The sequence below is a fragment of the Salinicoccus cyprini genome (assembly GCF_007713705.1).
In the GTDB taxonomy this organism is placed as follows: Bacteria; Bacillota; Bacilli; order Staphylococcales; family Salinicoccaceae; genus Salinicoccus; species Salinicoccus cyprini.
In genome coordinates, this window is the sequence record NZ_VMSJ01000006.1 from 29,686 (window position 1) to 44,851 (window position 15,166).

At 48.0% G+C, this 15,166-nt stretch carries 17 protein-coding genes; 12 read left to right on the top strand and 5 right to left on the bottom strand.

Translation table 11 applies throughout. The features are described 5' to 3' along the window. Positions 1-55: 55 nt before the first annotated feature. The 3 genes from FO441_RS11735 to FO441_RS11745 all read left to right on the top strand — a co-directional run bounded on the left by FO441_RS11735 (position 56) and on the right by FO441_RS11745 (position 2,870). Positions 56-694 carry an O-methyltransferase gene (locus FO441_RS11735; protein ID WP_145290416.1) on the top strand — a complete coding sequence of 213 codons (639 nt, stop codon included), beginning with the start codon at positions 56-58 and terminating at the stop codon, positions 692-694. A 146-nt stretch (positions 695-840) separates the two neighbouring features. Then, positions 841-1,806 (top strand): bile acid:sodium symporter family protein, encoded by a 966-nt coding sequence (locus tag FO441_RS11740; RefSeq protein WP_145290418.1) that lies wholly within the window; start codon positions 841-843, stop codon positions 1,804-1,806. Positions 1,807-1,883: 77 nt separating this feature from the next. Continuing rightward, the gene (locus FO441_RS11745) at positions 1,884-2,870 is read left to right on the top strand and encodes an acrylyl-CoA reductase family protein (protein ID WP_145290421.1); all 987 of its coding nucleotides are present in this window, start codon (positions 1,884-1,886) and stop codon (positions 2,868-2,870) included. A 44-nt stretch (positions 2,871-2,914) separates the two neighbouring features. On the opposite strand, the gene trhO is transcribed toward FO441_RS11745, so the two are convergent. Together trhO and ggt are read right to left on the bottom strand one after the other, a co-directional pair. After that, positions 2,915-3,871, bottom strand: a complete 957-nt coding sequence (trhO, locus tag FO441_RS11750) for an oxygen-dependent tRNA uridine(34) hydroxylase TrhO (RefSeq protein ID WP_145290424.1) — start codon at positions 3,869-3,871, stop codon at positions 2,915-2,917. 152 nt (positions 3,872-4,023) lie between these two features. Then, positions 4,024-5,736, bottom strand: coding sequence for a gamma-glutamyltransferase (gene ggt, locus FO441_RS11755; RefSeq protein WP_145290427.1), 1,713 nt, complete (start codon positions 5,734-5,736; stop codon positions 4,024-4,026). A 179-nt stretch (positions 5,737-5,915) separates the two neighbouring features. Between ggt and queC the strand changes: the two genes are divergently transcribed. From queC to queF, 5 genes are all read left to right on the top strand, one after another. After that, complete coding sequence (queC, locus tag FO441_RS11760) at positions 5,916-6,575, top strand: 7-cyano-7-deazaguanine synthase QueC (RefSeq protein WP_145290430.1); 660 nt, start codon at positions 5,916-5,918, stop codon at positions 6,573-6,575. Then, positions 6,575-6,985 (top strand): 6-carboxytetrahydropterin synthase QueD, encoded by a 411-nt coding sequence (gene queD / locus FO441_RS11765; RefSeq protein WP_145290433.1) that lies wholly within the window; start codon positions 6,575-6,577, stop codon positions 6,983-6,985. Before queC ends, queD begins: the two co-directional genes overlap by 1 nt. Next, positions 6,982-7,701: a 7-carboxy-7-deazaguanine synthase QueE gene (queE, locus tag FO441_RS11770; protein WP_145290436.1), complete on the top strand. Its 720-nt coding sequence runs from the start codon at positions 6,982-6,984 to the stop codon at positions 7,699-7,701. Before queD ends, queE begins: the two co-directional genes overlap by 4 nt. Before the next feature lie 77 nt (positions 7,702-7,778). Beyond that, positions 7,779-8,474 (top strand): DsbA family oxidoreductase, encoded by a 696-nt coding sequence (locus FO441_RS11775; protein ID WP_145290439.1) that lies wholly within the window; start codon positions 7,779-7,781, stop codon positions 8,472-8,474. A gap of 114 nt (positions 8,475-8,588) precedes the next feature. Further along, positions 8,589-9,077: a preQ(1) synthase gene (gene queF / locus FO441_RS11780; protein WP_145290441.1), complete on the top strand. Its 489-nt coding sequence runs from the start codon at positions 8,589-8,591 to the stop codon at positions 9,075-9,077. 37 nt (positions 9,078-9,114) lie between these two features. Here queF and FO441_RS11785 read toward each other — a convergent pair whose 3' ends face one another. Then, positions 9,115-9,399, bottom strand: a complete 285-nt coding sequence (locus tag FO441_RS11785; RefSeq protein ID WP_145290444.1) for a hypothetical protein — start codon at positions 9,397-9,399, stop codon at positions 9,115-9,117. A gap of 109 nt (positions 9,400-9,508) precedes the next feature. On the opposite strand from FO441_RS11785, the gene FO441_RS11790 reads away from it, so the two are divergent. Together FO441_RS11790 and FO441_RS11795 are read left to right on the top strand one after the other, a co-directional pair. Further along, positions 9,509-10,015, top strand: coding sequence for a GNAT family N-acetyltransferase (locus FO441_RS11790; protein ID WP_145290447.1), 507 nt, complete (start codon positions 9,509-9,511; stop codon positions 10,013-10,015). Positions 10,016-10,107: 92 nt separating this feature from the next. Beyond that, complete coding sequence (locus tag FO441_RS11795; RefSeq protein WP_145290449.1) at positions 10,108-11,292, top strand: dicarboxylate/amino acid:cation symporter; 1,185 nt, start codon at positions 10,108-10,110, stop codon at positions 11,290-11,292. 13 nt (positions 11,293-11,305) lie between these two features. On the opposite strand, the gene FO441_RS11800 is transcribed toward FO441_RS11795, so the two are convergent. Continuing rightward, positions 11,306-11,713, bottom strand: coding sequence for an ion channel (locus FO441_RS11800; RefSeq protein ID WP_145290452.1), 408 nt, complete (start codon positions 11,711-11,713; stop codon positions 11,306-11,308). A 73-nt stretch (positions 11,714-11,786) separates the two neighbouring features. Between FO441_RS11800 and FO441_RS11805 the strand changes: the two genes are divergently transcribed. Then, on the top strand, positions 11,787-12,935 hold the full coding sequence (locus tag FO441_RS11805) for an MFS transporter (protein WP_145290455.1): 1,149 nt from the start codon (positions 11,787-11,789) through the stop codon (positions 12,933-12,935). A 29-nt stretch (positions 12,936-12,964) separates the two neighbouring features. Further along, positions 12,965-13,876, top strand: a complete 912-nt coding sequence (locus FO441_RS11810) for a Rossmann-fold NAD(P)-binding domain-containing protein (protein ID WP_145290458.1) — start codon at positions 12,965-12,967, stop codon at positions 13,874-13,876. A 56-nt stretch (positions 13,877-13,932) separates the two neighbouring features. Here the strand turns inward: FO441_RS11810 and FO441_RS11815 are convergent, their stop codons facing one another. Beyond that, positions 13,933-15,090: a LysM peptidoglycan-binding domain-containing protein gene (locus FO441_RS11815; protein ID WP_145290461.1), complete on the bottom strand. Its 1,158-nt coding sequence runs from the start codon at positions 15,088-15,090 to the stop codon at positions 13,933-13,935. Positions 15,091-15,166: the final 76 nt, after the last annotated feature.

Here is a 15,166-nt window from a genome sequence, read left to right on the forward strand (position 1 = left end):
TATTGGAGCGTACTATAAAAAAGTGTTTATAATCTACGGAGGCGAACTATTTAACATGTCCAAACTTTGGAATGATGTGGACGCGTATTTTACTTCCCAGCTGAATGCTGAAGATGAAGTGATTACAGGGATTCTCGAAAATGATGAAGAAAGAGCTGAAGCAACAAGTGGTCAAGGCAAGTTTCTTCAGCTGTTGGCGAGAATCAAAGGTGCAAAAACGGTGTTGGAAGTAGGTACATTGAGTGGCTATAGCACACTATGGCTGGGTAAGGCGCTGCCGGAGGAAGGCAGAATGGCAACCATCGAATCCAATCCGGAATATGCAGAAACAGCGCTCAAGCACATTAGAGCTGCTGGACTGGATAACAAGATCGAAGTGATCGATACACCTGCAGAGAATACATTGCCGAAATTGCTGGAGCGAGGCTACCCGCGTTTTGATTTCATATTCATCAATGCCAACCAGCAACGTTATCCGGACTATCTGGAAGCGGCGATCGGCATGGCCAAAAGCGGCTCGGTCATTGTAACGGAACGCAAGATAAATGAGACATTTGAAGCGGAGGAGGCAACGTGCCCTAAAATGCAGCGTTTCCTGCAGATACTTACAGATCATCCACGTGTGGACGCGACAGCGGTCCAGACAGTCGGCAGCAGTGGACATGATGGATTCATCATCGCCGTACTCGATTAATCATATAATATGAACCATGACCCGATGCCAATTCGCGCAAGCAGATTGGAGTCGGGTTTTTATCATCATTCCGGATGAATAAGAATGCCCGTTTCAGAATATCTGCCATCATGATAAGATGATGGAAAAGTGAGGAAGGGAATGCCATGCTCAAACGTTTCAACAGATTCATACAGAAATGGCTTGCGCTACTGACACCGCTCAGTCTCATCATTGGCGTGCTGCTTGGTGACTTTGGCGCATCCTTCCTGTTTCTTGTACCCTGGCTTTTCGCCTTCATGACATTCACCGGCGCGCTGGGGATGGATTTCAAGGATTTCGGTATGGTGGCAAAACACCCGAAAGCGATTCTGATGAGCATTGTGATGCTGCACGTCCTGCTGCCTTTCTGGGGATACATGCTTTCTTCACTGCTGTTTGATGACCACCTGCTGATCATCGGTTTTACGCTGGCAGTGGCAGTACCGACAGGAGTCACATCGGTCATCTGGGTGGCGATCACCCGAGGCAATCTGCCGCTGGCACTTTCCATCATTCTGCTGGATACACTGCTGGCACCGGTCATACTTCCGATCATTCTCGTCATGGTGGGCGGCACGGCGGTCAACCTCGATTCCGGTGAACTGATTACAGATCTTTTCTGGATGATCGTACTGCCGACACTCCTCGGCATTCTGCTGAATGAGATGACACGCGGCAAGGTGAAAGAAACGGTCTCGCCAAAGCTCGCCCCCTTTTCAAAGCTCAGCATACTGCTGATCATCCTGATCAATGGCAGCGTCATCGCTCCCTATCTGCAGACTTTCTCATGGAACATTGTCGCAATACTGTGCCTCGTACTGTTCATCACCTTGTCGGCATATGCTTTTGCACTCGTCATCGGTCATTTCCTGTTCAAAGACCCATCCATTGCTACAACAGTGACCTATACCGTCGGCATGAGGAATATATCCATCGGTGTCGTCATCGCAACGGCATACTTTCCGCCGAAAGTGGCCATGCCGGTTGTATTCTGCATGCTGTTCCAGCAGGTCATCGCCTCTTTTGCGAGCAGCTGGATGCTCAGATACCAGGATCATATGGAAATATTGAAATATAACTCTTTGAAGTAATCGTATGGATATGTCGATGGTTTCGAGGGTATAGTGGAAACATTGAAGTTCTATTATTCATATTGAGGAGGCTGTATATGGAAAAGTTCAGAGCACTGGTTGTTGACAAGAAGGATGCAGAGACAACAATGGAGATCAAGGAGATCGGCATGGATGACCTTTCCGAAGGGGAAGTGACCATCAAGGTCGCCTATTCCAGCGTAAATTATAAGGATGGCATGGTGGCAGTGAAAGGCAGCATTGCAGAGAGGTTTCCGATCATTCCTGGAATCGATCTTGCCGGTACAGTCATATCATCTGAAGATGAGCGCTTCAAAGAGGGTGACGAGGTGATCGCGACAAGCTACCATATCGGTACGCGCCACAGTGGCGGATTCAGTGAAGTTGCAAGAATTCCGTCGGAATGGGTTGTGCCACTGCCTGAAGGGCTGAGTCTGAAGGAATCGATGGAACTTGGTACCGCCGGTTTCACCGCAGCGCTATGCGTCCAGCGGCTTGAGGAGAATGGACTGGAACCGGGTCCCGGCAAGGTGCTCGTTGACGGCGCAAGCGGTGGTGTCGGCAGTCTTGCGATCAACATGCTGGCTGATAGGGGCTATACTGTCGTTGCCAGTACCGGCCGTACAGAAGAAGCGGAGTATTTGAAATCTCTAGGTGCCGACACGGTGATCCACCGTGACGAAGTCACGGACGAAGATGGGAAATCCACGAGGAAGAGGCAGTGGAAGGCAGCAGTCGATCCTGTCGGTGGCAAGACGCTGCAATATATATTGAGCAGTCTCGACTATGGTGGATCTGTCGCAACATGCGGGCTTGCCGGGGGGATCGAAGTCGAGACGACAGTACTGCCTTTCATCTCCCGCGGCATCAACTGGCTCGGCATCGACTCTGTCAAGTATCCGATGGAACAAAGACTGAAAGTATGGGATCGTCTCGCAAATGACCTGAAACCTTCTGCACTTGAGACGCATATTGCCTATGAAGCAGCACTTGAGGAACTGCCGGATACGCTCAATGATATTCTGAAAGGACATGTCAGAGGCCGTGTCATCGTCAAATTCTAAAAAACACCCTTCATCCACAATGAAATGGATGAAGGGTGTTCGTTCTATTTGGCAAATGCTTCTTCTTCGAGCATTCTGATCTGTGCGTCCACATATTCAGCAGACAGATTGTTTTCAGCGATATACCTGTTTCTCGGATGCTTGGTGCATTCGATTGAACATCCGCCAAGGTGCTTCGCTTCATTTTCCTCTGAAGCAAGAATCTGGTCGTTGCAGTCCGGATTTGCACAGTTGATGTAGCGTTCGCAAGGAGTACCGTCGAAATGATCTTTGCCGACAATATTATGCTCCACCTGGTTGACCGGTACTGTCAGCCTTTCGTCGAAGACATACATCATGCCGTCCCAGTTCTGCCCTTTGGCGACCGGATCTTTGCCATATGTGGCAATACCGCCGTGAAGCTGTCCGACATCATCGAAACCTTCACGCTTCAACCATCCTGAAAACTTCTCACAGCGGATGCCGCCGGTGCAGTATGTCAGAATACGTTTGCCTTCGAGCATTTCACGATTCTCCTCAACCCATTCCGGCAGGTCGCGGAACGTCTCGACATCCGGACGGATGGCGCCACGGAAATGTCCGACATCATATTCATATGTGTTCCTTGCATCGAGGACAACTGTGTTATCATCCTGCATCTGTTCCAGAAAATCTGCGGGCTCCACGTATTCCCCTGTAATTTCATGCGGGTTGACATCCTCTTCCAGACTGAGATTGACCAGTTCAGGGCGTGGACGGACATGCATCTTCCTGAAAGCATGGCCTTCGGCCTCATCGATTTTGAATACGATGCCTTCAAACAGCGGGTGCTGCTTCATGTATGCCATATACTGCTCTGTGTCTTCCACAGTACCGGATACAGTACCATTGATGCCTTCACCGGCAACAAGAATACGGCCTTTGAGATTCATGCTTCTGCATAATTCGAGGTGCTCTGCAGCGAAAGCATCCGGGTCTTCAATATCATTGTAGTAGTAATAGAGTAAAACTTGATAATCCATTTCTTTTCCACCTATCAAATTATATTTGCAGGATATACCTGATAGCTGCACGAAGAAAAAAAGCCCCTTCATGCAATGGTTTATTATACCAATTCCCCACTGCATTTGAAAGGACTTTCTACACTTGTCAACAAATCTTCAATTTCACGACGCTACACGCCTTCAGCGCCTCCAGGACGGGGTGAATCGGCAGCACCGTACAGTTTATGCGCGTCCGACTGGTCGATCATGATTGCCTGGATATCACCGATCCGAGTGTCGGCAGTCTGTTCCTTGAACGACTGGTCAAAATGATAGCCCATCCTTTTCATGGCTTCAAGCACGTCATCATCGAGGCCATCCTGCCACTGTGTCTCCAGATCCCGTGTGACATAGATTCTCGGCTCGCGGATTGCTTCGTCCAGTGGCATATTATAGTCGATGATATTGATGATGGTCTGTGCCACGGAAGCAACAATGGTCTGTGCACCTGGAGAACCCAGGGTGAAGAAGGGTCTGCCTTCGTGGAATAGGATGGTCGGACATTTGGAGCTTGTCGGGTACTTCTGTCCATCGGGTTCATTGACCTGGCCAGGTTCCGCTTCGAAATCGGTCAGGTCATTGTTCATGATGAATCCGTGACCCGGAACCATGATGCCGGAACCGTAGATACGCTCGATGGAAGAAGTACATGCAGCAACATTGCCCCACTGGTCGACAGCGGTGAAATGGGTGGTTTCAAATCCTTCGTTGTCCACATAGCGATCGACTGCACTGACACCATCCCTGCCTTCCTGATACTTCCATGGATCACCGTGCATATATATTCTGGCACGGTCTTCGGTGGAAATCAGTGATCTGCGTTCATCGATATAGTCCGGATGCAGCAGGCCGTCAATCGGCAGTTCGTGGAAGTCCGAATCACCAATATGAGTATTCTTATCCGCAAGTGCCAGCTGCATGGTCTGGGCCAGCAGATGGTACTTTTCAGGGGAATGCGGATCATATTGTGAAATGTCGAGACCTTCCAGAATCTTCAGCTGCTGCGCCACTGCAATACCGCCGCCGCTCGGCGGCGCAGGCATGGCGATATCGAAACCTCTGTACTTTGTCCAGAGCGGCGTTTCAATCTTGACATGGTAGTTGATGAGGTCCTGATGGGTCATGACACCTCCCTGCTCCTTGACGGCATCGACTATGGCATCGGCAATCTCCCCTTCATAGATGGAATCGAAGCCTTCATCCCTGATGATCCTCAAAGTTCTGGCGAGTTCGGGCTGCACAATGGTATCGCCCTGCTTGACTGGCTTGCCATCCGGCATGAACTTCTTCCGCGCCTCCTCGCCAAGACGATGGGAGAACAGTTCAAGTGTGCGTTCCCAAAGGGAGTTTACAGGAAATTCCGATTCGGCAAGGCTGATGGCAGGTTCAATCAAAGTCTCAAGAGGCAGTGTGGCATATTCTTCATGGAGATGGCCGAGCCCCTTCATGATACCGGGAACGCCGACGGAACTGCCATGTGTAGAGCGCTTGTCGAACGGTATGACTTTACCATCTTCATCGAGGAAACATTCTGGTCCGAGTTCGGCCGGCGACCGGGAATGTGCATTGATCACCTTTGTCTCCTGCTTTTTCCTGTCATGGCATACAATGAATCCTCCTGCGCCGATGCCTGTATTCATGCCTTCGACGACAGAGAGGGCGAGCTGGACGGCGATCAGGGCATCAAATGCATTTCCGCCCTGTTCGAGCATCTGGTTGCCGGCATGCGTCGCTTCTTCAATTGCACTGGCTACCATGCCGTATGAACCTGTATCTCCCTTGGTCTGATTTTCTGTACTATAGTGCTTCTTCTGCACTTCAAAGATGTCTTCGATACTTGTCATGATTCATCTCTCCTGTTCTGCTTCTGTAGAGCGTTATAGATGTATAGCCGAAAATCCATACCAGTAAACACCGGTTCAGACCCAGGTATGAGGGAATAACGAATCACAGAGTGGAAATTCACCATGAAAATTGGTAAAATCATATAATTGGATATTGAAAGATATGAGGTGGATGATGTATGGACAGACAGAAGGCAATTGTAGTTTTCTCCGGTGGACAGGACAGTACGACATGCATGTTCCATGCCATGGCACACTACGATGAAGTGGAACTTGTCACGTTCAATTACGGACAGCGTCATAGCACGGAGATAGAAGTGGCCGAGAACATCGCAAAGGAGCAGGGGCTCAAGCATCGTGTGCTGGACATGTCACTGCTCGGACAGCTGAGTCCGAATGCACTGACGGATCATGACATGGATATTGCGGCAGATGAGGAAGCGGGTGTGCCGAACACTTTCGTTCCGGCAAGGAATATGCTCTTTTTGTCGTTTGCCTCTGCAATTGCCTATCAGGTTGGAGCGAAGACGATCATCACGGGCGTATGCGAAACAGATTTCAGCGGTTATCCGGACTGCCGGGACATCTTCATCAAATCGATGAATGTGACCGCCAATCTGGCAATGGATCGCAATTTTGTCATCGAGACACCTCTGATGTGGCTCGATAAGAAGGAGACCTGGGCGCTTGCGGACAAGTATGGCAAGCTCGATTATATAAGAAATAGAACACTGACATGCTACGAGGGCGTCATCGGGGACGGCTGTGGCGAATGCCCGGCCTGCCAGCTCAGAAATGCCGGTCTCGAAGCATACTTGGATGAGAAGGAGGGACAATGATGTACCAGACACCTGCACACGACTACCAGTATGAACTCAATAAGGATCTGAATTTCTCTGCAGCCCACTACGTCCCTGACGAGCGGGCGGGCAAATGCAGCAGAGTGCATGGCCATACGTATTTTGTAAACATTACCATTGCCGGTGATGAGCTGGACGATCTCGGTTTCCTCGTCAATTTCTCTTCACTTAAATCGCTGATCAGTGATGCATTCGATCATACGCTCCTCAATGAGCATGAACGCTTCAAGGAACGTCCGCCGACATCGGAGACATTGGCGGAGACCATATATGACATGGTTGAGACATTCATTGCCGGATTGGACAACCGCCCGGTCTGTCTGCAGATATACTTGCAGGAGACGCCGACAAGCTATGTCATCTACCGGCCTAAGGAGAGCAGAAAATAATGAAAGTACCCGTACTTGAAATTTTTGGACCGACCTTCCAGGGGGAGGGTGCCGTCATCGGACAGAAGACGATGTTCGTCAGGACGGCCGGATGCGACTACAGCTGCAGCTGGTGTGATTCCGCATTCACCTGGGATGGCAGCCAGAAGGAGAATATACGCATGATGACCGCCGATGAAATTCTGGCATCGCTAGATCATCTCGCAGCCGGCAACTATAACCATGTGACGATTTCCGGAGGGAATCCGGCACTGCTCAAAAACATGCAGGAATTCGTCACCAAGGCGAAAGAAAGAGGTATCAGGCTCGCTGTGGAAACTCAAGGGACGGTGTACCAGGAGTGGCTGAGTGAAATCGACGATGTCACCATCAGTCCGAAGCCGCCGAGCTCCGGCATGGTCACGGATTTCGAAAAGCTTGAGCGCGTAATGGCCGGGCTTGATCAAGGACCTGCACACTACAATCTGAAAGTGGTCGTCTTCGATGAGAAGGATTTTGAATATGCAGCAGATGTGCATCAGAAGTACCCGGATGTCGACTTCTATCTTCAGGTCGGCAACCCCTACCTTGGAGATAATGTCGATAACCATACAACAAGACTTCTTGAACGCTATGAGAAGCTCGTGGATATGACCATGGCAGATGCCCGGATGAACAACGCGAAAGTATTGCCCCAGTTGCATACGCTGCTGTGGAGCAATAAGCAGGGCGTCTGAATTCAGGTACTTTTTAAAAGAAGAGATGCAGAAACTGATATACTATCCATGGAACATAGAAAAGAGGAGGCGTCATCATGGAAGTTGAAATCTGGTCCGATATAGGATGTCCATTCTGCTATATCGGCAAATATAATTTTGAAGTGGCATTAGATCAATTTGATGCGAAGGATCAAGTGAAGGTAAGTCATAGAAGCTTCCGTCTGGATCCGACAGCATCAGTAGAGCCTGTAGAAACAATGGTAGAGCTGCTGGCTAAGAAATATGGGCAGAGTATCGAAGAAGCAGAGCAGATGAACATGCAGATCAGTGAGGCAGCCCGCCCCGCGGGTCTGGAACTTAATTTAAATACAGTGGTTCCTTCAAATACGATGGACGCCCATCGTCTCGTAAAGCATTCTGAAAGCGCAGGAAAAGAGGATGTGGCTCTGGAACGCCTCTATAGAGCTTATTTTACAGAAAATAGAAATGTAGCAGACAGGGAGACACTCCTGGAGATCTCAGGAGACATCGGACTGGAAATTTCCGATGTAGAGAAAATGCTCTCTGCTGACGATTATAAGGAAGCAGTCATAACTGATCAGAACGAAGCCAACCAGCTCGGTGCTCAAGGAGTGCCGTACTTTGTGATCAATCGCAAATATAGCATTTCAGGTGCCCAACCACCGGAAAAGTTTCTCGAAGTATTGAAGCGGATCCAGCAGGAAGAAAAGGCATCGGTTGATCTGAGTGACGGTCAGGGTGCCACTTGCACGGATGAATACTGCGAGTAGATTGAAGAATTGATGGAGAGGTACTTAGCGATACCCTCTATAAAAAACTAGGATGCATTGGAACCGGATGTACATTTCGCTACAAGGTTCCTCTGCATAAAAGGAGAAAGAATGATGAGTGGAGAAAATACGCAGGATCTGAGCTTGCTCGGCAACCAGAATGTAAAATATGATTTTGACTATAACCCCGATGTATTGGAGACGTTCGACAACAAATACCCGGGACGCGACTATTTTGTAAAATTCAACTGTCCGGAATTTACAACACTTTGTCCAATTACAAGTCAGCCTGACTTTGCGACACTGTATATCAGCTATATTCCGGATGTCAAAATGGTGGAGAGCAAAGCGCTGAAACTCTACCTTTTCAGCTACAGGAATCATGGTGGATTCCATGAGAGCAGTGTCAACATGATCATGGACGATCTGATCAATCTGATGGATCCGAAATATATTGAAGTATGGGGCAAGTTCACTCCGCGCGGCGGCATTTCCATCGACCCATACTGCAACTATGGCAGACCCGATACTAAATATGCCGAAATGGCGGACTACCGCATGATGAATCATGATATGTATCCAGAAAAAGTGGATAACCGCTGAAGCGGGAATAGTAAAAGGAGCCTGAAAAGGCTCCTTTTTATTGTGATACTGTACGATTCGTTTTATTGAAAGTGATGATTCTGAACAGGTGGTATATTGCGCCATACAGCACAAGCAGTGGCGTGATGAGCAGCAGCAGGAAGAAGAGCAGGCCTCCAGATTCACGCAGGCCGAAACTTGCAAAGAAGTCCTGCGTTGCGATATCGGATAATGGTGGATAGAATACATATACATAAATCAGTCCGATGACGACGAGCGTAAAAATATAGAATACCAGATTTGTAATGTGGTATGGTATTGTGTTTTTATCGAATTTCAGCATGTTTAAATCCCCTCTATATTAATATCGACTCCCATTATACACTATATTATAATAATATGGATATAAAAAATGGAAAATAATGAATTGTGTAAAAATTGAGGAGGTACTTATGAGTATCAGAAAAGCGGTATATGAAGATCTGGACACTGTTATGCAGATAAAGGAAAAAGTTGTGCCCCTGATGATTGCTGCAGGCAACAGCCAATGGAGCGATGATTATCCGAATCGTGAGCGATTCAGCAGAGATATTGAGGCCGGCTCCTTGTATGTCTACGAAGAAGCGGGCACAACAGTCGGTTTTGTAGTAGTGGATGACGACCATCCTTACCCTTACGACGATATACCATGGTCGCTCACACGCGAGAACAGCAAGGCGATGCACCGGATGGCAGTCGATCCATCAAAGCAGGGTCATGGCATTGCCCGCAGGATGATGGCGGCGATGGAGGCGCATATCAGGTCGGAGGGCTATGGGGGCATACACACGGATACTTCTCTTGAAAATGAAAAGATGCAGAAGCAGTTCGAGAGAAACGGCTACCAGTTCAAAGGGAAATTGAACCTGGATGATAATGAGGACGACTGGTATGTCGCCTATGAGAAGACCTTTGACTGAACGTTCCAAAACTTGTGTATATGGAGTAGTTTTTTACTGACTACTTATAGTAGCATGGAGGAGTATGATTTGCAGATAAGGAGGAATTTTAAGTGAAATTAATACTCAGGCTGATTGCAGGAATTGCTGTCGGCATCGGCATCGGTGGGTTCTACTATGGTCTTGATGCTTCAGAGGGAATGTCGACCATCCTCGCATTTCTGGTGAGACTGCTACTGACTTTCGAATCGATTCTAGGTAGTTTCATATTTTTCATGATTCCATTGATCATTCTTTTCTTCATCGCCAATGGTATTTCAAAAATCGGAGTAGGATCAGGGAAAGTGGTCGGCATGACACTCGGTACAGCCTACATATCGACGCTTGGAGCCGGTATCCTCGCATACCTGGTGGCAATGATGGTCATGCCCCGTATTACTGATGGCGGCAGTGTACCGGAGGAGGGGACTGGACTTGAGCCCTTCTTCGAGTTTGAAATCGCTCCGCTCATGGATATTCTGACAGCACTCGTTCTGGCATTCGCATTCGGCATCGTCATTACGCTTACGAAGTCGGCGCTTATGGAAAAATGGTTCGAGGAAGGCAAGAATATAGTGGAATTCATCATAGAAAAGGTCGTCATCCCGATTCTGCCATTCTATATTGCAGGTGTGTTCGCCGGAATGGCCGCACAAGGCACCGTATTCGATACACTCGCCGTATTCGGCGTGGTCCTGCTCGTAGCCATACTGCTTCACTGGGTATGGATCACCATCCAGTACACGATAGCAGGCGCACTGCTGGGCAGAAACCCATTCAAAATGGTCAGAACGATGCTGCCGGCCTACTTTACAGCACTGGGTACGATGAGCAGCGCAGCAACAATACCGGTGACACTGAGACAGACCAAGGAAAATGGCATCCGCAGCAGGGTGGCCGACTTCGTCATCCCACTATGCGCAAACATCCACCTCTCGGGCAGTACAATTACAATTGTCAGCTGCTCCATTGCAGTCATGACAGTACTCCCGGATTATGAACTGCCCGGCTTCTTTACGATGCTCGGCACAATCATGCTGCTTGGTATCGTCATGATCGCAGCCCCTGGTGTACCGGGTGGGGCAATCATGGCCGCAAGTGGTGTGCTGATGAGCAACCTCGGCTTTACAGAGGCGGCAGTGGCATTCATGATTGCATTGTACATGGCACAGGACAGCTTTGGTACTGCCGCCAACGTTACAGGGGATGGTGCGGTCAGTGGCATCATCCAGGCATATGAGCGGAAACTGAACAGCTAGGAATTGAACACTCCTATGGATTGTTCTTGGACATTTCCTTGATGAATATTACAGAAGGGACGACGATACCGAGGAATCCTTCAAACAAGGATAGAAATCGCACCACGCCGACAGGCGTAAAATCGCCATAACCAATGGATAATAGGGTGACACCGCTATAGTAGAGTATCTCCCAAAAGGTATAGTCAGTTACAGATTCTCCAGTGTTACCATTTATGTAAATGGATGTCTGAAACGAAATAATGTAGTAGATGACGGCGAATATGACGAACAATGCGAACATTACAGTGAAGATGTACAAGTAGAGTGGCCAGTTGAGGGAAAGACTGTGTCTGTCACCCAGCTCGCCTTTCTTCTTGGCGAAAGCGCCAAGCTGGAATGCGATGAAGACCACAAGAATGCCTAGAAAAACGTGAGCCATGAAATTCCTCCATGATTGAAAATTTGTTTATAATGGTATGTAGTACAAATTCGAAAAATAAAGGATATCGATTATGAACAAATTTCTATACCTGATTATTGTAATCTGCTTTTTGGATCTGTTCGTCCAGCTGCCGATCATTACACCATTTGCACTTTCCCTAGGTGCAGATGAATATACAGCCGGAATAATCGTAGCTATCTATTCCCTGTTCAATATGGTCGGAAACGTCTTTGGAGGCTTTCTATCGGACAAGTTCGGCAGGAGGAATATGCTGCTTTTTGGAATGGGGCTGCAGATCATCATACTATTGACCTATACTGTGGTCCCTTCCGTCGGTCTGCTGATACTCATCCGCATCGTCCATGGCTTCTCAAGTGGGCTGCTGACACCGGCAGCGTTCAGCCTCGTTGCCGATATATCGAAAAAGTCGGCCATCGGCCGCTCCATGGCGCTGACGGGTGTATCAATCGGAGTCGCTGCGGTCCTCGGTCCTGCACTCGGCGGTATCATCTCAAGCCAGGCAAGCTATCAGACCGTCTATTTCATCATGGCGGTCATCTTCGTCTTTGGCACCACTTTGATTCTTGCTGCGGTAAAGGAGAGCACAACTGAGCATAGCAGGGAAATCCACTACAGAACAAACTTTGGTCAGATCATTACGCGTCCTTCACTGATTGTAGCGTATATATCTGCGTTCACTCTTATGGTTTCCAACGGCTCCCTGGCTTTCGGCCTGCCGTTGAAAGTTTCAGGGATCGGCCTGTCCGAGCAGTCGACAGGGGCCATGCTGAGTGTCTTCGGCATTGTTGCCATACTGATTTTTGCCACCCCCATCAATCGTATATATTCAAAGTACAGTCCAGTGGCGCTCGTCTCGTCCGGCATTTTCATAGTGGGTCTGGCAATGGTGCTTCTGCATGTGGTGCCGACAGTCGGCCTCATCTATACTGTGATGGTGATCTATGGCGTCGGATTCAGCTTCATCTTTCCATCCATGAATAAGATCATCGGACAGAACACGGAAATGCACGAAAGAGGAAAGGCCAATGGCGTCTTCTACTCTTTCTTCTCACTTGGCTCTGTGGCAGGCTCCTATCTTTCCGGAATATTTGCCACCTACTTCGAGACACCATTTCTGTTCATCGGACTGATTCTGATCATTCTGCTCGCTGCTGTCCAGATCGCCCACAAAAAAAGTGGATTTACGCATTCCCTTTAGGGGAAACATGAAATGAAGGATGTGATACAGTGAAAAATGTTCTATTAATGGGAGTGAACGGAAGAATCGGCCAGAACCTCTATAGGGAGCTGAAAGATGTTTATAATCTCTTCGCATTCTCAAGTTCCAACCAGGATGATACCAATCTGGACATCACTTTTCTTAAAAAGGATCTTTTCATACTGCCGGAAGTTGAGAAAGCACTGGATGGCATAGATATCGTAATATTTTTCGAAGATCCCATCATGCGGCTCAACAGGCAGACCCAGGGACGGTTTGACGACCTCTATGTACTTCTGGCTGACAACATCGCCCGTGCTTCCTACGCCAATGAAGTGGAACAGATCATTTTTGTAGGGGATGAAGTCAGCAGTGACTATACTGCCGAAGTGCTTGGTGCATATGGCACAGAGGTCAAAGTTACAGAGACGCCCATCAAGAGGTACGGCAAAAACCTGTCCTATAAAGCATCCGACTATAATAATGTCAGAAGTGTGCAGAGAGCACCATTTCCGGAAGGCTGGCACATCAAGGATGTAGGCAGATACTACTTTGAATGGCTGAACAGCATCCTTTCTGATATGGTCAATGTCGAGTATGAAGGGCAGTTGATCAAAATTCATTTTGCAAAAAGAAACCATCCGGCACTGGTTGTCGAATATGATGCAGAAAGCAGCTACGATGGTGTGGAAATATACAGAATCAAAGGTGGGGGTCTGTCCAGGAAGGAAATGAACAAGACACCACGGTTTGAATTCAGAGAACTTCCCGGCTGCAAGGAATTCATCATGGCATTGCACGATTTCGAGCCGAAGTCATCCTGGAGCACCTATCTGCTTACACAGGCACCACTGTATGCTCTGGTCAACCGCATCTATCAGGTGGAAATGATCATAAATAGCCAGGCCCCAAGATCAAATAACCAATCAAGCACTGATTGAATATGAAAAAGGGAGCGAAATCTTAAAGATTTCGCTCCCTTTTTCATATGTGTCGACTAGTGGATGAAGTTATGACTTGAAACTTGGGAAGCACTGATGGTTCTGAAAGCTTTGACACCTTGTCCGCTGCCGAAGTTCATTTCGGACACGAGGATGGAACCATTTGAATTGATTCTTTCAACAACTGCAACGTGACCCATGCCCCAGGCATAGTTTGTCCATGCATTTGCCTGCATGATTGCGCCGACGGATGGAGAGTTGTTCACTTTGTATCCATCACTTTTCGCGCCTGTATCCCAGCTGTAGGCATTGCCCCAGCCATTGCCCACAGGTTTGCCAAGCTGCTGGCGACGTTCGAATACATACCATGTGCACTCGCCCCATGTATAGTAGTTCTTACCGTATGAGACGTTTGTTGGTGCTGGCGCAGATACATTCTGTGTCACTGTCTCTTTTGATTCGGAAGCACTTGAATTACTGCTTGAAGCATTTGAACTGCTGCTGGAAGTGCTTGCGGTACCGGAAACCTTCAGCTTTTGTCCCGGGTGAATGACTGTGGAAGAAAGATTGTTCAGGTTCATGATATTTCTATATGTAGTGCCATGTGCTCTTGCAATTTTGCTCAATGTGTCGCCCGCTTTGACGCTGTATGTGCCTGTTGAAGTGTTTGATGAGCTGTTTGAAGAACTGCTTGAATCGTTTGAAGTCTCACTAGTTTCCTTCTTGGATTCGGATTTTTCAGAAGCATTGCTGGAGCTGCTGGAAGCATTTCCGCCGAGTGACAGCTTCTGACCTGGATGTATGATATGTGAAGATATGTTGTTGATGCTCATCAGTGTTCTGTAGTTCATTCCGTTTGCTCTTGCAATCTTGCTCAGTGTATCTCCAGATTTAACAGTATACGTTCCACCTGCAGAGCTTGAAGCACTGCTTGAACTGCTGGATGACTGTGAAGAGCTGGACGATTTTGAACTGCTTGAATCTGAACTGCTGGAGCTGCTGCCGCTTGTTTTCAGATTCTGGTTTATGTAGATAAGGTCTGAAGAAAGGTTGTTCCAAGATTTCAGCTGGGAAACGGATACGCTGTTCTGATTTGCAATCTTCCAAAGTGTATCTCCACTCTGGACTTTGTATGAAGAAGCTTCCGCCTGATCCGCAAGACCGTATGTAGTGAGTGCTGCTGTCGCCGTCAAAGCAGTAATAATCTTTTTCATGAATGTAGTGACCTCCTGGATTATGGGTGTGATGTATGTATTTTATATTATTGTTGGTTGATTACACAGTTGTATT